Origin of the sequence: Methylotenera sp., from assembly GCF_030684185.1 — a bacterium.
Lineage (GTDB): Bacteria > Pseudomonadota > Gammaproteobacteria > Burkholderiales > Methylophilaceae > Methylotenera.
The window spans coordinates 1-20,148 of the sequence record NZ_JAUXOY010000010.1 but is presented as its reverse complement, the minus strand read 5'-3'; the positions used below and the strand labels follow the sequence as shown (position 1 = coordinate 20,148).

Here is a 20,148-nt window from a genome sequence, read left to right as displayed (position 1 = left end):
GTGTTGATATTTCGTCAACCCTATTGACGAAATAATTCTGCAGTTCTGTTACAAATAATCAAACTCCTTAATGATTTTTATACATCTATCATATAAAAACCCAAATGTAGACTTTCAGCATACTTTAGCTAAATCTCAACCAGAATGATTAAATACTAATATTTAATTGAGGTTTATCACGCTTTTTGTGAAGATATGGGCTGCTACTATCGGGTAATGTTTATGTTTGCAGATGTGTCACTAAAATATAAATTAATGCCGATGTCTGAAGAATTGAAATGAATACTTCATTGTGAACGCTAGAATTTTTATAAAAAAAACCCGCTTTCGCGGGCTTTTTTTATTACTTACCTTTGTACAGCTTATTCGTCTGCTTCTGTTTCTGCTTTCGCTTCAGCTACAGGCGCTTCAATCAAAGCCTTCATACTTAAACGCACACGGCCTTTTTCATCAGCTTCTACAACTTTCACTTTCACAACATCACCTTCTTTTAAGAAATCACTCACCGCATTTACACGTTGATGCGCGATTTGAGAAATGTGCAACAGGCCATCTTTACCTGGAATCAGCGATACAATCGCACCAAAATCAAGTAACTTAAGCACAGTACCTTCATACACATTACCAATTTCAACTTCCGCTGTAATCTCAGCAATACGACGTTGTGCTTCAGCGCCTTGTTCTGAGCTAGTGCAAGCAATTTTCACTGTACCGTCTTCAGTAATATCAATGCTTGTGCCAGTTTCTTCAGTGAGCGCACGAATCACTGCGCCACCTTTACCAATTACATCACGAATTTTTTCAGGGTTAATTTTCATCACGATAATACGTGGTGCAAAGGCTGACATTTCAGTGTTAGCCGTGCTCATTGCCGTTTTCATGATACCTAAAATGTGCGTACGGCCTTCTTTAGCTTGTGCTAATGCCACCTGCATAATTTGTGCAGTAATACCTGTGATTTTGATGTCCATTTGCAGTGCTGTAATACCATCTTCTGTACCTGCTACTTTAAAGTCCATGTCACCTAGATGATCTTCATCACCTAAAATGTCAGTCAGCACCGCAACGCGGTTGCCTTCTTTAATCAAGCCCATGGCAATACCAGCCACGTGGTTTTTCATCGGCACGCCTGCGTCTATTAGGGCTAAGCAGCCACCACATACTGAAGCCATTGAACTAGAGCCGTTAGATTCTGTAATTTCAGAAACCACGCGCATCGTGTAATCAAAATCTTCTTGATCTGGCAATGCTGCGATTAGCGCACGTTTTGCCAATCGACCATGGCCAATTTCACGGCGTTTAGGTGTACCCACGCGACCAGTTTCACCAGTCGCGTACGGAGGCATATTGTAATGCAGCATAAAGCGGTCTTTAAACTCGCCTTGTAGCGCATCAATCACTTGTTCATCTCGGCCTGTACCTAATGTTGCAACCACTAAAGCTTGCGTTTCACCACGTGTGAACAATGCAGAGCCATGTGTGCGTGGCAATACGCCTGTGCGGATGCTAATTGGACGAACAGTACGGGTGTCACGACCATCAATACGTGGTTCGCCATTTAAAATTTGGCTACGCACAGTTTTAGCTTCTAAATTAAAGATTTCAGTTTTAATTTTGTTCGCTTCTGTAGTAGAAGTTTCTTCAGTAATCAACTCGCTCAATACGCGATTTGTAATTTCTTCCAGCTTAGCTGAACGTGCACCTTTGGCTTTAATTTGGAATGCAGCGTTGATATCAGCAGCAGCTAAACCAGCTACTTTTTCAATTAGTGCAGTATCTGGCTCAGGTGCAACCCAATCCCAAGCGTCTTTACCTGCTTCAGCAGTTAACTCGCCAATCAATTTAATGACTGCTTGCATTTGCTCGTGACCATACACTACAGCACCTAGCATGATTTCTTCTGAAAGCTCTTTAGCTTCAGATTCCACCATCATCACAGCTGTTTCAGTGGCAGCTACTACTAAATCCAACTCAGTTTCTGCTAATTGAGCTTTTGTTGGGTTAAGTACATATTCCTCATTGATGTAGCCTACACGCGCTGCGCCTAATGGGCCGAAAAATGGAATGCCAGATAAAGACATGGCTGCAGAAGCACCAATAATCGCCGGAATATCCGCATCAATTTCAGGGTCTGACGACAACACAGTTGCTACTACTTGCACTTCATTGTAGAACGCTTCTGGAAATAGAGGGCGTAATGGACGGTCAATTAAACGACTTGTTAATGTTTCTTTTTCTGAAGGACGGCCTTCACGCTTAAAGAAACCACCAGGAATTTTACCTGCGGCATAGGTTTTTTCCATGTAATCTACAGTCAATGGAAAGAAATCCTGGCCTGCTTTTACTTCACTTTTACTTGTTACCGCAACTAACACAACAGTATCGCCATAACTCACCATCACTGCAGCGTCTGCCTGACGTGAGATTTCACCTGTTTCAAGGGTGAGCGTATGCGCACCGTATTGAATACTTTTTGTAACTTTATTAAACATTATTTTTTCCTTTATCTTATCAAAAAGCTGTTATTCACTACCCAATAACAGCTAGTTTTATCTCAATGACTAAAAATTACTGTGATATTTTTTGGCTTTATATTTTAGCCATGAAAAAAGCCGACGCATATCACCATGCAATCGGCTTTTCTTATAATTACAAAAGCGAACTTAATATTAACAAGAAGTCACTTTTATAAAAATTACTTACGTAAGCTCAAACGCTCAATCAATGTTTGATAGCGACTTGAATCTTTACGTTTTAAATAATCTAGCAAACTACGACGTTGACTTACTAATGCTAACAAACCACGACGTGAGTGATTATCTTTTTTGTTAGATTTAAAATGCTCAGTTAAGTAGGTAATGCGGCTAGTTAAAAGCGCAACCTGCACTTCTGGGCTAGCGGTATCATTTGGAGCACGTTGATATTCTTTAACGATTTTTGCGGTATCTACAGCTGTAATTGCCATTTTTTTTCCTTAATTAGCGTCAATGCCTAAGCAGAAAACCCACCAAGACATTCATTTACATGAACTGCGCATTTTAATGATAAATCAATGATTTATCAATGACTTTTTACACTATTTGCATTATTAGCCTGACGTTCACCCGTCTTTATCAACAATCAAGCGTTTCGGCGCGATTTTGCCGTCACTTTGCTGCTCACCTAGCCCTAAAAAAACTTGATTCTCGCTATACAATCTTATTAAACCTTGTGGAATTGCGCCGCTTTGCCACACAGCCTGCCCTCGTTGCAAATAAAAAGTGCTATCTTCATCCAATGTCATGGCTGGAAGAGCCAACACTGCGCTGTCTGGCGGAAGTAAAGCAGCTATCCGTTGCGCTTCAGACATTGCTTCAAATTGCTCTAAAGTGATGCTTTGTGCGATTTGATAATTGGCAGTCTGCGTTCTACGCAAACCAATTAAATGCGCGCCGCAACCAAGTTTTTTGCCAATATCTTCGGCCAACGTCCTTATATACGTGCCTTTTGTGCAAGTCACTGTGATAGATGCCACATCTTGTTCAAAAGAATTTAGCGTAATACTGTGGATGGTAATGAAGCGCTCTTTACGTTCAATCTCTACTCCGGCACGTGCATATTCATACAGCGCCTTTCCTTCATGCTTTAACGCTGAATACATAGGAGGAATTTGGCTGATTTTGCCAACAAACTGCCGGCATACTTCTGCAAATTGCGCCTGACTTACATTGACGGGTTGTGTTGATAAAACTTCACCTTCTGCATCACCTGTATTGGTAGTCTCACCTAACTTCAATGTTGCGAAATAGGTTTTATCTGCATCAGTTAAATAGTGAGCAAATTTGGTAGCCTCACCAAAACAAAGCGGCAGCAAACCTGTTGCCAATGGGTCTAGTGTGCCTGTGTGGCCTGCTTTAGCAGCTTGATATAGCCACTTTATTTTTTGCAATGCCTGATTACTAGAAAAGCCGAGCGGCTTATCAAGTAGCAATACGCCATTAATATTTTTTTTTGGTCTTTTGAACTGCAAGAAACTGGCTTCTTATAGCTAGAAGTTAAAGTTATTTTTTGGACTTATCAGGATTTGTGGCTAACGCTTCATCAATCAATTTTGACATCATCATGCCATTATCTATTGAAGCATCATACACAAAATGTAACTGCGGAACAGTGCGTAGCAACATGCGTTTAGCCAGTTGTGTGCGTAAAAAGCCAGCTGACTTTTCTAAACCTTGCTGCATGCTTTCGCTCGCCTTTGCTGCGCTGTAGAAAATCTTGGCGTGTGCCATGTCGCCAGTGACTTCTACAGCAGTCACAGTGACCATGCCAACACGCGGATCTTTAACCTCAAACTGTAGCAAGTCTGCAAGCTCGCGCTGCATTTGTTCCGCCACGCGGTGACTTCGAGAGAACTCTTTAGCCATTACAGAGTACGCGCCACTTCTACAATCTCATACACTTCTAAAATATCACCCACTTCAATATCGTTAAAGTTCTTCAGAGACAATCCGCATTCAAAGTTATTTTTCACTTCTTTTACATCATCTTTAAAGCGCTTGAGCGAATCCAGCTCACCAGTATGAATAATCACATTGTTGCGTAATACACGTACTCTTGAGTTACGCTTAATCATACCATCTTGCACATAACAACCAGCAATCGCGCCTACTTTAGAAATACGGAATACTTCACGAATCTCAACAGTACCGATCATGCTTTCTTTTTGCTCTGGTGCCAACATGCCACCAAGCGCAGCTTTAATCTCATCAACAGCTTCATAAATAATGTTGTAGTAACGCACATCAATGCCCAAGCTTTCAATCAGTTTACGCGCACCAGAATCAGCACGCACATTAAAGCCAATCAACACAGCCTTAGATGCCGCTGCCAGATTCACATCAGACTCACTGATTGCACCTACACCTGTGTGAATGATGTTAACTTTAACTTCAGCAGTAGACAGCTTTTGTAGACTGGTAGCCAACGCTTCATATGAACCTTGTACGTCAGATTTAATGATTAGACCTAAGGTTTGTTGTGATGCGCCATCACCCATTTGGTCAAACATATTTTCAAGTTTTGCAGCTTGCTGTTTAGCTAACTTCACATCACGGAATTTACCTTGACGGAAGTTGGCAATTTCACGTGCTTTACGCTCATCATTTAGCACGATTACTTCTTCACCAGCACTTGGCACGTCAGACAAACCTTGAATTTCCACTGGTATTGATGGACCAGCTTCTTGAATCTCTTTACCAGACTCATCCAGCATCGCGCGCACTTTACCGAAAGTAGTGCCTGCAAGTATCATGTCGCCACGTTTTAATGTACCAGACGTGACTAATATAGTTGCTACCGGGCCGCGACCCTTATCTAAACGACCTTCAATCACCAAGCCTTTTGCCGGGGTATTTTTAGGCGCTTGCAGTTCTAATATTTCCGCTTGCAGAAGCACGGCTTCTAACAGCTCATCAATACCTTTACCTGTCTTAGCTGAAACTTCCCTGAACATCACTTCGCCACCAAAGTCTTCTGGCACCACTTCTTGCGCTACCAGCTCCATTTTTACACGTTCAGGCTCAGCACCAGGCTTATCAATTTTATTGATGGCAACAACCAGCGGCACACCCGCCGCTTTGGCGTGGTGAATCGCTTCAATGGTCTGTGGCATCACGCCATCGTCGGCAGAAACCACCAGAATTACCACATCGGTTGCTTTTGCACCACGTGCACGCATGGCAGTAAAGGCTTCATGGCCTGGCGTGTCCAAAAACGTCACCATACCGCGTGGCGTTTCTACGTGGTAAGCGCCAATATGCTGGGTAATACCACCCGCTTCGCCTGAAGCCACGCGACTACGACGAATATAGTCAAGTAGCGAAGTTTTACCATGGTCAACGTGACCCATCACTGTCACTACAGGTGGGCGCGCTTCCATGATTGCAGCTGCGTGTTCGACTTCTTCTACAAATGCATCAGGATCGTTCGGTGCCGCAGCCTTAGCTTTATGACCCATTTCTTCTACAATAATAATTGCAGTTTCCTGGTCTAGTACTTGGTTAATCGTCACCATCATGCCCATGCCCATCAGCGTTTTAATCACTTCACCTGATTTAACCGCCATTTTATGAGCCAGCTCAGCTACGGTAATTGTTTCCGGCACTAATACTTCATACACAATGGCTTCTGTAGGTGCATTAAATGCATGCTGTGCATCATCATCCTGATGTCTATGCTTGCCTTTAGGCGCGCGCCAGCCTGGTTTACCCGCTGTAATATCACCGCGTGTTTTTAAACCACGTTTTTTGTTCTCTGCATCTGTCCACTCTTTATTATTGCTTTTACCTTTTTTCGCTTCTTTTGCTACCGGTTTTGCTACACCTTCTTTAGCAACCGGCTTATGCAAAGTGCCTTCAGATAATTTTGCAGCTTTTACTTTCGCAGCTTCCGCTTCAGCAAGCTTTCTAGCCTCTTCATCTAGACGGCGTTGAGCCATTTCTTCTTTTTTACGCTTATCTTCTGCTTGCATCGCTGCCAACGCTGAATGACGCTTAGCTTCGCGCTCACGCAGGGCAATTTCCTCTTCGCCCAATAAATCTTTACGGCTAATCGTTTTTACCACTTCCACTACTACAGGTTTTTCAACGACGACTGGCTCGGCAACTTCCGGCAATGCCTCAACTTCTTTAGTCTCTACAGTCACCTCTGCCACTTCAACAACGGCTGGCGGCGCCTCAACGGCAACCTCAACTGGCACAACGCTCTCAATTAGCGTCTCAACCTCCTGCTCAACTAAAACTGGCGGGGTTTCTGTATTCTCAACCAAATCCTGCTCATCGCGCTGTTCAATAACACGTTTCTTACGCACCTCGACTTGAATAGTGCGCGCTCTGCCCGTGTTGTCAGTTTTTTTGATTTCTGTGCTTGATTTACGCGTCAAGGTAATTTTATTTTTTGGCGCAAGCGTACCGTGCTCTTTGCGTAAATGTTCCAACAATGCTGTTTTATCACTTTCACTCAAATGATCTTCAGCTGTTGATTTATGCACGCCAGCACTATTTAGCTGCTCTAATAGCAGTGCTGTTGGTAGCTTTAATTCGCCAGCAAATTGTTCTACGGTTGTTTGTGCCATCTTGTTGCTCCAGTATTCTTTCCTAAGCTTTATTGCCTAGCTTTACAGCTTATTTCTTGTATTGCGCTATTCTAAACTCTGTTGATTTAAACTTTTTTTAAATCACTGATATTTAAACCAGCCTTATTTAAACCAGCCTTATTTAAACCAAGGTGCGCGCGCAGTCATAATCAACGTTTTTGCACGTTCCGCATCCATTTGAGTAAGCTCTACCAACTCATCCACGGCCAACTCAGCTAAATCATCCATAGTAGCCACGCCTTTTGCAGCCAACAGATTTGCAGTTGCATCATCCATACCTTCCATAGCCAGCAAATCTTCAGCAGCTTCTTCAACTTTTTCTTCTTTGGCAATCGCCTCTGTTAACAATGCTGCACGCGCGCGCTTACGTAGCTCTTCAATGGTATCTTCATCAAACGCCTCGATTTCGTTCATCTCAGCCAGAGGCACATAAGCAATTTCTTCCAATGTACTAAAGCCTTCTTGCACCAGAATTTCAGCAACTTCTGCATCCACATCCAGTTTTTCCATGAATAACTGACTCACACCAGCAAACTCGTCCTGGTTTTTCTGTGCCGCCTGGTCTACCGTTAAGATATTTAATGTCCAGCCGGTTAGTTCTGAAGCTAAGCGCACATTCTGACCATTACGGCCGATAGCTAATGCCAACTGCTCTTCGTCCACGACCACATCCATACTGTGCGCATCTTCATCCACCATAATGCTGGAAACTTCTGCAGGCGACATTGCGTTAATCACAAACTGTGCAGGCTCCATGCTCCACAACACGATATCCACGCGCTCGCCAGCCAGTTCGCCAGTTACCGCCTGAACGCGTGAGCCGCGCATACCAACACAGGTGCCCACCGGATCAATACGCTGGTCATTTGATTTAACAGCGATTTTTGAACGCAAACCAGGATCACGAGCCGCCGCACGTATCTCTAACAAACCTTCTTCAATTTCCGGTACTTCTAATTCAAATAATCGCACTAAGAAATCAGGCGTGATTCTAGACAATATTAACTGCGGACCACGGCCACCACGTTCGATACGTGACAAATAAGCACGCACACGGTCACCCACACGCAAGTTTTCCTTTGGAATCATTTGCTCACGTGGCAATAAAGACTCAATACGACCCACTTCAATAATCGCATTACCTTTTTCCATGCGCTTAATCACGCCTGTGACCAGCTTTTCATCACGCGCTAAAAAGTCTTCCAGAATTTGCTCGCGCTCAGCTTCGCGTACTTTTTGTAAAATCACTTGTTTAGCAGCTTGTGCGCCAATACGACCGAACTCGATACTTTCTAACGGCTCTTCGTAATAATCACCAATATTCAAGCCTTTAGCATGCTCACTCTCTTCATCGATTTGATAAGCCGAGTTTTCCAGCAAATCATAATCTACATAGTGCCAGCGCCTGAATGTTTCATAATCACCAGTTTCACGATCGATAGATACGCGAATATCGGCATCATCATGATGTTTTTTCTTGGTGGCTGACGCCAAGGCAAGCTCAAGCGCAGTAAAGATTACCTCTTTACTCACATTTTTTTCATGCGCCAATGCATCTACCAATAATAAAATTTCACGACTCATCATCTATCTCCGACTATAAATTGCAGATTAACTGCTTTATTTCATTAAATTCTTAATATTAAAAAACTATATTTTAAATTTTCGCTTTAAAAAACCGGGCTTAAGCGCGACTTATCAATGTTGGCAAGTGTAATCTTATTGATAACACCCTCACACTCCAGCAACAACTCGTCAGCTTCCACACCACGTATCAAGCCTAAAAAGTTCTTTTTTGTTACTTTTTCTTCTTTACCTTTAGCGCTCACTACCAACTCAATGACAGGCACACGCAACTTAACCGTGGCACGTTCACCAATAAAACGGATAAAGTCCGCTTCTTTTTTTAATACCCGATCCATCCCCGGAGATGAAACCTCCAGGCGGTCGTAATCAATATCATTTTCAACCGCCAGCAAGTTACCCAGCTGATTACTTACCAAAGAGCAATCATCAATGTTAACGCTATCTTTAATATCCGCAGGGTTTAGCTTGTCAATGAAAACGCGCAACAATTTGCCTCGATTAGAAATCTCTAAATCAACAAGTTCATAGCCTAACTGGCTTACCGATTTCTCTATCAACGTATGCAAATCTTGCATGTTTACTCAACCCTATTCCTCTGCTGCAGCCCCGCAATCGTTTGCGTAAGTTGCAGAAACAAAAAATGGGCACAAAGCCCATCGAAAAATTCTCATAGCATTATACCTATCAATTCAATGAATTGGAAACACTACGTATAAAAAGTTGCCTTTAACTTAAATATCGCGCCAATGCCGGACTAATCATTCAAATATCCCTCTATATTCGTTTTAGTTATAAATTTATAAAAAACAATTCTTTTTAATTGTTAAAAAAAGCTTTTATAGTGCATGCCTTGATATTTGTTAAACAGATTTGAGATAAGCCATGTCAGTTATTCAGAGTACTAATCTTCACAACTCGAGTGTTCAGAACTCAAGCCGAAACGCATCAGAAAATAATCGTGATTTTTCGCAAGAGATTCTGCGTGCTGTGGAAGAGCTTAAACATGGCTCTGGTTTTGGCTCGGTTGAAATCGTGCTGCATGAAGGACGTGTAACACAAATTGAAAAGCGGGAAAAACTTAGGTTTACTCAAGACAATGCCAGATCTGTGCCTACTGCTAAAGCAGCGGTTAAATAAGAGATTCTTAAAATCTTTAATACATGAGCTGACCAGTAGGCTGGAAGCTTTCATCGGGAGATACACATGCAATTCAAATTTACAAAATTCGCCACTGTGCTGCTAGCCAGCGGCATTATTTCACTGCCAATCACCGCAAGTGCTAACGACAGCAAAGAGCTTGAAGAGCTGCGCGGTTTGGTACAAGAACTTAGCCAGCAAGTTAAAATACTGGCGCGCAAAGGCGAAATTGGCGAAGAAGATGCTGCAAAAGCAAAAAAAGAAACACCAGTAGTAAAAGCTAGCAGCAGCGGCTTTTCATTTGGCTCAGCGGATGGCAAAAACGAAATTAAGTTTAGAGGGTTAGTGCAAGCAGATCATCGCCATTATTTTGACGGGGCTAATGATGTGCGTAATCGCTCTAATCAGCGAGCTGGCGACCTTGATGCTAACGGCTTTCATGACGCCGAAGACACTTCTTTACTTCGCCGCGTACGTCCAACCATTGAAGGTAAAGTGGGTAAATATGGCTTCCGCTTCACACCTGAATTTGCAGGCGGCAGTGCTTCAGCTGTCGATGCTTATATAGAAGCGAATTTAAACCCGGCATTTAAAATTCGTGCGGGTAAACAAAAGAGTATTGTCGGTCTTGAGCGTCTGCAAGGTGGTGGCGACATCAAATTTATAGAGCGTAGCTATGTGACTAACGCTATTCTGCCAAACCGCGATTTAGGGGTAACTATTTCAGGTGATGTATTAGGTAATAAACTTAACTATGGTGTGGGTATTGTGAATGGTGTGAATGATGGCGGCAATATAAGTACAGGTACAGAATATAACGGGGAGCGCGAATACACAGCACGTTTATTTGCTACACCGTTCAATGATTCGACTTCTGCACTGGCGGGTTTAGGTTTTGGTATTGGTGCTACTTATACAGACTTTACTGGCGAAAAGAACTTAAACTTTACTGACACCTCTTCAGCAGACGCGACCCGCAATGGCTTGCCGAGTTATGTTTCAGATGGTCAGCAAACTTTCTTTAGATACAGTTCAGCTGCCGTTGCTGACGGGAAACGCTTCCGTGTGTCACCACAAGCTAATTTCTACAATGGTCCTTTTGGTGTGATTGCAGAATACGCACGTGTAAGCCAAGACGTAAGCTTAACAACGGGCGGTTCACCAGCAGCTGGTGGTGCCGGGACTAATACAGCATTTACCGCTGGCAGCAACAAAAAGCTTAATCACGACGCTTGGCAAATTGCGACTTCATACCTCATCACTGGTGAAGATGCTTCATTCAAAGGCGTTAAGCCAAAGAGTGACTTTGATTTAGACAAAGGCGGCTGGGGTGCTTGGGAGTTAGTGGCGCGTTACAGTGAAATTAACTTAGATGACGACACCTTCAAAAATCCTGCTGGCTCATTATTTACTGGAGCATACGCTGACTTATCAACCAGTGCTAAATCAGCCAAATCTTGGGTGGCAGGCGTGAATTGGTACTTAAATAGCAACGCAAAAATTGCATTGAATTACTCGCATACCAATTTTGACGGCGGTGCAGGTGTAGGCACTACAGCCGTAAACGGCTCAGGTTCAAATATTCGTGACCGCGAAAGTGAGAACGCATTGTTAGCTCGATTCCAAGTAGCCTTCTAAACAAAGCAACCAACTCATTCCTTACTAGACTTTTTAGCTAAGGGATGAAAAAAGCAGAAAAGATTTAACGTGAAAGAAAATGAAATATTTTCACTGAATATCGATTAAAAGTTTCACAGCATTCAATTAATTAAGGATTACACATGAAAAAAACACTTTTAGCCATTGCATTGCTTTCAGCAGTGTTTGGCGCAACGGCTCCGATATCAGCTATTGCAAAAGACGTTGAAATTCTAAACGTTTCTTACGACCCAACCCGTGAGCTTTACACGGAATTTAATGCCGCTTTTGCTAAATACTGGTTAGCGAAAACGGGCGATAAAGTTACCATCAAACAGTCGCATGGCGGCGCAGGTAAACAAGCGCGCTCAGTGATTGATGGCTTGCCAGCAGATGTTGTAACGCTTGCTTTGGCTTACGATATTGATGCGATTCACGAAAAAGCCAAATTGATTCCAAAGAACTGGCAAACACGTTTAGGCAATAACAGCTCGCCATACACTTCAACCATTGTATTGCTGGTGCGTAAAGGCAACCCAAAGAAAATCAAAGACTGGGATGACTTAATTAAACCGGGAGTTTCTGTGATTACGCCTAACCCTAAGACATCGGGCGGTGCACGCTGGAACTACTTGGCTGCCTGGGCGTATGCGTTGAAACATAACAATAACGATGATGCTAAAGCAAAAGATTTTGTTAAAAAATTATTTAACAATGTGCCTGTGCTTGACTCTGGCGCACGTGGATCTACCACCACTTTCGTAGAACGTGGCATTGGTGACGTGTTCATCTCTTGGGAAAACGAAGCGTTTCTGGCTTTAAAAGAGTTAGGTCCGGATAAATTTGAAATCATTGTGCCTTCATTATCTATCCTTGCTGAACCACCAGTGACTATTATCGACAAAACTGTTGATAAGCGTAAAACCCGTGAAGTATCGCAAGCTTATTTAGAGTATCTCTACTCTGAAGAAGGCCAAGATCTTGCTGGTAAACATTACTATCGTCCAACTAACCCTAAATATGCTGAAAAATATGCCAGCCAATTTCCAAAAGTGAACTTGATTAAAATTGATGACGTATTTGGCGGTTGGCAAAAAGCGCAAAAAACACACTTTTCTGATGGCGGTACATTCGACCAGATCTATCAAAAATAATTATATAGTTATTTAATTTATTAAATTAGTTGTTTAATACGGACGCAGCGCTAGACAAAATCTGGCGCTGCATCTTAACAGGAGGCTCTTACCATGAGTTCAGTTTTAATTGTAGGTGGTGACCAGATTGATGGCATCAAACAAGTACTCAACAATCATGGAGTTGATCAGATCAACCATTGGTCAGGCCGTAAATCTGGCGACAGCAACAAAGTGATTCCGCTAGACACCAAAATCATCGTGCTAATCACCAATTGGATTAGCCACTCCATTACCCATAAAATAAAAAGAAGCGCCATCAGGCGCGGCATCAAAGTGATTTATACGCCTAACGGCGCAACGGCATTACACAATCGCCTAGTAAAATCTGGCTCTGATTTTGAATTGGAGAGTGATTGTGAACACTCATCGATTGCTTACTCAAATTCACTGCATTAATTTTTCTGCAATACACTTTCATTCAATTGCCCTGTCAACAGTATGGGCAAATTTAGCACTTAAGGATTTAGCAAATGGCCACACTGCGATTAGGTGATACTGCACCTGACTTTATTCAGGAATCAAGCATTGGCGTTATTGGCTTTCATAGCTGGCTGGGAAATAGCTGGGGGATATTATTCTCTCACCCTGCCGACTTTACGCCAGTTTGCACCACAGAGCTTGGTGTCACAGCAAGATTGGCTAATGAATTTAAAAAACGTAATGTCAAAGCCATTGCACTATCGGTAGACTCGGTAGCTTCTCACCTAGGCTGGATTAAAGACATTAACGAAACGCAATCGACTGTTGTTAATTTTCCTATATTAGAAGATGCGAATAGAAAAGTTTCCGTACTATATGACTTGATTCACCCGAATGCCAGCACCACAAACACGGTGCGCTCTGTGCATGTGATAGACCCTAACAAAAAGATACGACTCATATTAACTTACCCAGCCAGCACTGGGCGCAATTTTAACGAGATTCTGCGTGTGATTGATTCATTGCAATTAACCGAGTATCACAGCGTTGCCACGCCAGCAAATTGGAAAGATGGCGACGATGTGGTGATTCTGCCTTCAATCACTGACCCAAATGTGTTAATCAGCAAGTTTCCAAAAGGATTTAGATCAATAAAGCCTTATTTAAGATTTACACCTCAACCGAACAAATAAACTTTCAAACAATTTACTGAATACATCAGGGATCATAATGAAACTAGAAACATTAGCCATACACGCGGGTTACAGCCCGGACTCGACAACCAAAGCGGTTGCGGTGCCTATCTATCAAACCACTTCGTACGCATTTGATAGCACCCAGCATGGGGCGGATTTATTTGACCTGAAAGTACAAGGTAATATCTACACGCGCATTATGAACCCGACAACTTCAGTGCTTGAGCAAAGACTGGCGCAATTGGAAGGCGGCATCGGCGCACTGGCGGTAGCTTCTGGCATGGCGGCCATTACCTATGCCATACAAACTATCGCCGAGGCTGGCGATAACATTGTGGCAATTTCAACGTTGTATGGTGGCACATATAATTTATTTGCTCACACCCTGCCTAAACAAGGCATTGAAGTACGCTTTTTTGATTATCACGACCCTGCCGCGCTTGAAAAACTTATTGATAACAAAACCAAGCTGGTTTTTACTGAATCCATAGGAAATCCGTTAGGCAACATTGTAGATATTGAAGCGATTAGCGCAATTGCACATCGTCATGGCGTGCCTGTAGTGGTAGACAACACGGTTGCAACACCGATTTTGCATCGCCCGTTTGAGCACGGTGCGGATATTGTGGTGCATTCACTTACCAAATACATCGGTGGCCACGGCAACTCGATTGGCGGCATTATTATTGATAGTGGCAAATTCCCTTGGGGTGAACACAAAGCGCGCTTCCCAACCCTTAATACACCTGACCCTAGTTATCATGGCGTTAATTATGTGGAAGCGCTAGGCGCAGCAGCTTATATTGCCCGTGCACGGGTTGTGCCATTACGCAATACTGGCGCAGCACTCAGCCCGTTTAATACTTTTCTCATTCTGCAAGGGCTGGAAACCTTGGCCTTGCGCATAGAACGCCACAGTGACAATGCGTTACGCGTTGCGCAATATTTAAAACAACACGACAAAGTGAAATGGGTTAAATACGCAGGCTTAATTGACCACCCAGAACACGGATTGGTGCACAAATACTTAAGTGGCAAAGCATCAGGCATATTAACCTTTGGTGTAGAACATGGCTTACAGGGCGGCACGCGTTTTATTGATGCGCTTAAACTCATTACACGCTTGGTCAATATAGGCGATACAAAAAGCCTGGCCTGTCACCCAGCCACCACCACGCATCGTCAACTGAATGCTGAAGAACTTAAAAAAGCGGGCGTGAGTGAAGATATGGTTCGGTTATCGGTAGGGATTGAAAACGTAGAAGACATTATTGAAGATCTGGAGCAGGCGCTAGCGCAAGTGTAACTGATACAGGTATAACAAAATTGCAATTATTGGAAAGTTAAGAAAAAGTGGTGGCCGCTTAACACTTAAAACAAAGCGGTGTTATCTCCCTAGCTCATTCCGGCACCTGTATTTAACGTACAGGCGCTGGATTTTTTTATACTACTTATAGCCCGCTAGGTGTTTTGTGTGAGGTTAAACGCAATAAAGCATTCACCATCACATCGACTTCTGCCGGGGTATTATAAAAAGCCAGTGAGGGTCTCACGGTTGTTTCCAAGCCAAAACGACGCAAAATAGGCTGTGCACAATGATGGCCTGAACGTACCGCAATACCTTCCTGGTTAAGTGCCGCGCCAACTTCTTCACTCTTATAACCATCAAGAGTGAAAGATAATACGCTGGCTTTTTCTTTAGCGATACCCACCAAGTGCAAGCCTGGCACTTTTTGCATCGCTGCCGTTGCATACTCTAGCAACTCATGCTCATAGCGCGCAATGTTATCAATCCCTATGCGCTCTACATACTCTAAAGCCGCACCCATACCCACAGCATCGGCGATATTTCCCGTACCGGCTTCAAACTTTGAGGGCGCTTCATGATAGACGGTTTTATCAAACGTCACATCTTGAATCATATTGCCGCCACCTTGCCATGCGGGCATATCAGCCAGTAATTCCTGCTTACCATAAAGCGCGCCAATACCAGTTGGACCAAATACCTTATGACCTGAAAACACAAAAAAGTCTGCATCTAAAGCCTGCACGTCTGAGCGCATGTGTGACACCGACTGCGCGCCATCCAGTAATACTTTAGCACCAGCACGATGCGCCATTTGTATCATCTCTGCAGCAGGCGTCACTGTACCGAGCGCATTTGAAACTTGCGTAAACGAGACCAATTTAACACGTGAAGTAAGTAGCTTTTGGTATTCAGACAGCAATACCTGGCCGCTATCGTCCACAGGGGCAACTTTGAGTTTTGCTCCTGTTTCTTGGCACAATTGCTGCCAAGGCACGATATTAGCGTGATGCTCGAGGTGTGAAATTAAAATTTCGTCACCTTCACCAATATGCTTTTTACCCCAGGTTTTTGCTACCAGGTTAATTGCTTCAGTCGTGCCGCGCACAAATATAATGTTATCGACCGAAGGCGCATTGATAAAACGACGTACTGTTTCGCGCGCTTCTTCGTAAGCATCTGTCGCACGCGCAGCAAGTTCATGTGCCGCACGGTGGATATTTGAATTTTCATGCTGATAAAAGTAAGCAATTCTATCAATCACTGCCTGCGGTTTTTGCGTCGTGGCTGCATTATCAAACCATATGAGTGGCCGTCCATTGACCAGTTCGCGCAAAATTGGAAAATCTTTACGCACTAAGTTAGCATCAAATGGCGGATGGGCGGCCGCTGGCAATGGCGCGGTTTGATTAAACGGCGAGTCCTGTAAAAAATAATATGGACTAGCGCTCGCATTGCTTGCAGAATTACCAGAGCAGGCACTGGTAATGCCAGCATGGCCGCTAGATGATCCACCTAGTAATTGATTCAATTCTGATTGATAGGGTACATCCAATCCACCTAAAAGCTGCTCTACATCCAAATCACCAGTTAAAGGTAATGCGCTTGTAATGCCTGGCAAATGCCGTAGTTGTAAGGCTTCAATATTTGCAAAGTCTGGCTTAGTAAATGCAAAGCTAGGCACACCCGAAAAAATCGAGGGCGTTGGCATTTCTAAGGGGCTTTTTGGCGTACCTAAACTTGGCAAAACAGAATCATGGGCAATGTGCGATAACGATGCATTTGACGGAAAGTCATCTTGCCTAGAAAATGGAGAACTTGCAGGAAAGCCTTCTGCATAAATTTCATTGGCAATACGGCTTAGCTCTGCCACATCCAAATGCCCAGTCTCACTGGCCTGCCTACCCAGCGCTAAGACTGCTGCCATGCGCGGATGTTCACCTGGCAGCGCGCCTAACAATGCCTCTGGCTCAAAAGAAGACAAATCGCCCAAACCAGATGAAAATGGTTTATTTGTACTCATAGTAGTTGCCTACATCAACATTTTCCAGCACAGCAATAGCGTCATCCGTTAATACAGCAAGAGAGCAATAGAGCGATACTAAATAGGATGCAATGGCTTTGTGGTTGATACCCATAAAGCGTACAGACAAGCCCATGCTTTGTTGGCCCGGCAAGTTTGGCTGATACAAACCAACCACGCCTTGACGGCTTTCACCTGTGCGTAAAAGCAAGATATTAGTTTTGCCTTTAGTCACCTTTAATTTATCGCAAGGGATAATCGGAACACCGCGCCATGTGATAAATTGTGAGCCAAACAAGGCTACAGTTGGCGGTGGTACGCCGCGGCGAGTACATTCACGACCGAATGCAGCAATGGCTTGTGGGTGGGCCAGGAAGAAAGCTGGTTCTTTCCAAACTTTGGTCAGCAATTCATCCAAATCATCTGGTGTTGGTGCGCCCGTTCGTGATTTTACTTTTTGAGCGTCAGCGATATTATTAAGTAAGCCGTATTCTTTATTGTTAATCAATTCGCTTTCTTGGCGCTCTTTTACCGTTTCAATAGATAAGCGCAATTGCTCTTTGATTTGGTTATGCGGGCTGCTATAAAGATCCGAAACACGTGTGTGTACATCTACCACTGTGTTTACAGCATTCAGTACATACTCACGACCCCATTCCTCATAATCCACAAATGTCGCTGGCAACTCACGCTCATCTTTAGCAGAACAATCTACTTCAATCGCGTTTGGGTCTTTTGCTTTATTTACACGATAGATACCAGCTTCAACAGGAACCCATTGTAATAAATGTACCAACCAGCGCGGTGTAATTGTGCTGAGCATCGGCACCGTTTTGGTGGCATTGGATAGCGTCCGTGCGGCGACGTCGCTCAATGCGGTTTGATGGTTAATGTCTGTCATGTAAATCTCCTAGTAAGTTTTCTGGTTGAATTTATTGGTTAAAAAGTAGGGTTTAAAAAATACATCTTAAAAAATATTGATGCTAATGATGTGGCTGAATTTCGCTGGCTTGTTTACCAGCTTCTGTCGAATTTTTGTGATGTGAGCTTGAGTCTATAGGCGCGGCCAATGTTTGTGCCTGCGTGATATTGCTGCCTTCAGGCACGCTACGCGTGAGCCATACATTGCCACCAATGGATGAGCTGCGGCCAATCGTAATACGTCCAAGTACCGTAGCACCAGCATATATAACGACATCATCTTCAACAATCGGGTGGCGTGCATTGCCTTTAATCAGGTGCCCGTCTTCATCGGTTGGAAATCGTTTAGCGCCAAGCGTGACAGCCTGATAGATGCGCACATGTTTACCTATAATGGCGGTTTCGCCTATCACCACACCTGTACCGTGGTCGATAAAAAAACTCTCGTCAATGACAGCGCCCGGGTGAATATCAATCCCCGTTGCAGAATGTGCAAGCTCGGTCATCATGCGTGCGATAAGAGACAAACCTAAGCCGTGCAACACATGCGCTAGCCGATAATAAATCGTCGCCAAAATACCTGGATAACACACCAACACTTCATCTACACTTCTGGCCGCAGGATCACCCTCAAAAGCGGCCTTAATGTCGGTATCAAGTAACAGGCGTACGGTAGGCAATTGTTTTGCAAACTCGCGGACTATATCAATAGGCGACTTGATGATGTCGCTCAATGACTGATTTTGGTTTAGCTGATTTTTACTTAACTGATTATAAGTGTCTGCAACAAAGTTTAGCTCCAACTTCACTTGCGCAATAAGTTCACGCAAAGCCACATCAAGCGTATGCCCGACAAAATAATCAATGCCTTCATCTTTTAAGTCTGGCAAGCCCAAGCGATTAGGAAACAGCGCTGCAGCCAAGCCCTCTACCACGCCTTGCAATGCTTTGCGTGACGGTAGCTTGGGCGGCTTATCACGCCGCCTTCTCATTTCTAATGAAGACAGCCGCAGGTTGCGTAACTGCGTCACAATTTGGCTAATGCCTAAATCGCTTGTTATTGCAGACGCAACAGCGTCTTCAATAAGATGATGTTGATTTATTTTCATCAGTTTTACTTTTATTGCTTAATATTTTCAGTGATTTAAAAATGCAAAAAGCCAGCGGTCTCTCGACACGCTGGCTTCCGGTTGTCCGGTCAGCACCTGCTAACTAGGTAAATATTCTTTAATTAATAGTGATTGTAACAAACTTCATTCCAACTAATTTCTTATTTCCAATATACACCACAAAAAAGATTGCATGCAAGCAGATTTATTCATATGTAAATTTAGAATATACATATTATTTATAATTCTTTTACATTATTTTAATTGTTGATTAAAGTGCCTGTATTAAAATTTACAACACAAGGTTATTCAGATGTTCAAAAAATCACTTCTTATCAGTTTATTGATTGCTTCAACTGCATATTCATCTTTAAGTATAGCGGCTGAAAATAGTTTGCTCAACGTTTCATACGATGTGACTCGAGAGTTTTATAAAGACTTTAATGGCGCATTTGTAAAGTATTGGAAAGAAAAAACTGGTGCAACCGTTACCATCAACCAATCTCATGGCGGCTCCAGTAAGCAAGCGCGGTCAGTGTCCGATGGCCTTGAAGCTGACATCATTACCATGAACCAATCGCCAGACATTGATATTCTGTATACCCGTGCAAAACTGATTCCTAAAGATTGGCAAAAACGACTGCCTTACGCCAGTTCGCCAACGAGTTCAACAACAGTATTTTTGGTACGCAAAGGCAACCCTAAGCAGATTAAAGACTGGGATGATTTAGTTAAGCCTGGCATAGCAGTGGTCATACCCAACCCAAAAACTTCTGGCAATGGTAAATACAGCTATTTAGCCGCATGGGGTTATGTAATTAAAAAAGGCGGCGACGAAACTAAAGCTTGTAGCGCGTCAACTATCTTGTCCAGTTCAGCGACAATTATCTTGTCTAGTTGACGCTGAGATTTTTACTACTGTTTTTGCATAGATGATTTTCTTCGGTAGCTGCCTCCTTCACACTGAATGATGGTGGCATGATG

General features: G+C 43.3%; 16 protein-coding genes and 1 pseudogene. 7 read left to right on the top strand and 10 right to left on the bottom strand.

Annotated features, from left to right (window positions below):
- Positions 1-362 precede the first annotated feature (362 nt).
- From pnp to rimP, 7 genes are all read right to left on the bottom strand, one after another.
- Positions 363-2,492: a polyribonucleotide nucleotidyltransferase gene (gene pnp / locus Q8J82_RS01500; RefSeq protein ID WP_304891295.1), complete on the bottom strand. Its 2,130-nt coding sequence runs from the start codon at positions 2,490-2,492 to the stop codon at positions 363-365.
- A 203-nt stretch (positions 2,493-2,695) separates the two neighbouring features.
- Entirely contained in the window at positions 2,696-2,965 is a 270-nt protein-coding gene (gene rpsO, locus Q8J82_RS01495) for a 30S ribosomal protein S15 (protein ID WP_304909453.1), read from the bottom strand.
- A 135-nt stretch (positions 2,966-3,100) separates the two neighbouring features.
- A complete protein-coding gene (gene truB / locus Q8J82_RS01490) occupies positions 3,101-4,009 on the bottom strand; it encodes a tRNA pseudouridine(55) synthase TruB (protein ID WP_305327635.1) in 909 nt (302 codons plus the stop codon).
- Between the two features lie 31 nt (positions 4,010-4,040).
- Positions 4,041-4,403: a 30S ribosome-binding factor RbfA gene (gene rbfA / locus Q8J82_RS01485; RefSeq protein ID WP_304891176.1), complete on the bottom strand. Its 363-nt coding sequence runs from the start codon at positions 4,401-4,403 to the stop codon at positions 4,041-4,043.
- Complete coding sequence (gene infB, locus Q8J82_RS01480; RefSeq protein ID WP_305252028.1) at positions 4,403-7,111, bottom strand: translation initiation factor IF-2; 2,709 nt, start codon at positions 7,109-7,111, stop codon at positions 4,403-4,405. Before infB ends, rbfA begins: the two co-directional genes overlap by 1 nt.
- Positions 7,112-7,249: 138 nt before the next feature.
- Positions 7,250-8,716 carry a transcription termination factor NusA gene (nusA, locus tag Q8J82_RS01475; RefSeq protein WP_304890725.1) on the bottom strand — a complete coding sequence of 489 codons (1,467 nt, stop codon included), beginning with the start codon at positions 8,714-8,716 and terminating at the stop codon, positions 7,250-7,252.
- A gap of 86 nt (positions 8,717-8,802) precedes the next feature.
- Positions 8,803-9,294, bottom strand: a complete 492-nt coding sequence (rimP, locus tag Q8J82_RS01470; RefSeq protein ID WP_304890717.1) for a ribosome maturation factor RimP — start codon at positions 9,292-9,294, stop codon at positions 8,803-8,805.
- A gap of 307 nt (positions 9,295-9,601) precedes the next feature.
- Here rimP and Q8J82_RS01465 point away from each other — a divergent pair, with 307 nt between their 5' ends.
- The 6 genes from Q8J82_RS01465 to Q8J82_RS01440 all read left to right on the top strand — a co-directional run bounded on the left by Q8J82_RS01465 (position 9,602) and on the right by Q8J82_RS01440 (position 15,111).
- Positions 9,602-9,856: a YezD family protein gene (locus Q8J82_RS01465; RefSeq protein ID WP_304890718.1), complete on the top strand. Its 255-nt coding sequence runs from the start codon at positions 9,602-9,604 to the stop codon at positions 9,854-9,856.
- A gap of 66 nt (positions 9,857-9,922) precedes the next feature.
- On the top strand, positions 9,923-11,494 hold the full coding sequence (locus Q8J82_RS01460; RefSeq protein ID WP_304890719.1) for an OprO/OprP family phosphate-selective porin: 1,572 nt from the start codon (positions 9,923-9,925) through the stop codon (positions 11,492-11,494).
- A 143-nt stretch (positions 11,495-11,637) separates the two neighbouring features.
- Positions 11,638-12,648 carry a sulfate ABC transporter substrate-binding protein gene (locus Q8J82_RS01455; RefSeq protein WP_304890720.1) on the top strand — a complete coding sequence of 337 codons (1,011 nt, stop codon included), beginning with the start codon at positions 11,638-11,640 and terminating at the stop codon, positions 12,646-12,648.
- A 93-nt stretch (positions 12,649-12,741) separates the two neighbouring features.
- Positions 12,742-13,086: a DUF2325 domain-containing protein gene (locus Q8J82_RS01450; protein WP_304890721.1), complete on the top strand. Its 345-nt coding sequence runs from the start codon at positions 12,742-12,744 to the stop codon at positions 13,084-13,086.
- Positions 13,087-13,160: 74 nt separating this feature from the next.
- Positions 13,161-13,802: a peroxiredoxin gene (locus tag Q8J82_RS01445; protein ID WP_305327634.1), complete on the top strand. Its 642-nt coding sequence runs from the start codon at positions 13,161-13,163 to the stop codon at positions 13,800-13,802.
- A gap of 37 nt (positions 13,803-13,839) precedes the next feature.
- The gene (locus Q8J82_RS01440; RefSeq protein ID WP_305327633.1) at positions 13,840-15,111 is read left to right on the top strand and encodes a bifunctional O-acetylhomoserine aminocarboxypropyltransferase/cysteine synthase; all 1,272 of its coding nucleotides are present in this window, start codon (positions 13,840-13,842) and stop codon (positions 15,109-15,111) included.
- A 145-nt stretch (positions 15,112-15,256) separates the two neighbouring features.
- Here the strand turns inward: Q8J82_RS01440 and Q8J82_RS01435 are convergent, their stop codons facing one another.
- The 3 genes from Q8J82_RS01435 to epsC form a co-directional block, all read right to left on the bottom strand.
- The gene (locus Q8J82_RS01435) at positions 15,257-17,134 is read right to left on the bottom strand and encodes a family 2A encapsulin nanocompartment cargo protein cysteine desulfurase (RefSeq protein ID WP_304908538.1); all 1,878 of its coding nucleotides are present in this window, start codon (positions 17,132-17,134) and stop codon (positions 15,257-15,259) included.
- Positions 17,121-18,035 (bottom strand): family 2A encapsulin nanocompartment shell protein, encoded by a 915-nt coding sequence (locus Q8J82_RS01430; RefSeq protein WP_304908537.1) that lies wholly within the window; start codon positions 18,033-18,035, stop codon positions 17,121-17,123. The genes Q8J82_RS01435 and Q8J82_RS01430 overlap by 14 nt, the downstream gene beginning before the upstream one ends.
- Before the next feature lie 82 nt (positions 18,036-18,117).
- On the bottom strand, positions 18,118-19,164 hold the full coding sequence (gene epsC, locus Q8J82_RS01425) for a serine O-acetyltransferase EpsC (RefSeq protein ID WP_304908536.1): 1,047 nt from the start codon (positions 19,162-19,164) through the stop codon (positions 18,118-18,120).
- Between the two features lie 313 nt (positions 19,165-19,477).
- Here epsC and Q8J82_RS01420 point away from each other — a divergent pair.
- Positions 19,478-20,011 (top strand): annotated as a pseudogene (locus Q8J82_RS01420) (sulfate ABC transporter substrate-binding protein); the annotation flags it as partial.
- Positions 20,012-20,148 lie beyond the last annotated feature (137 nt).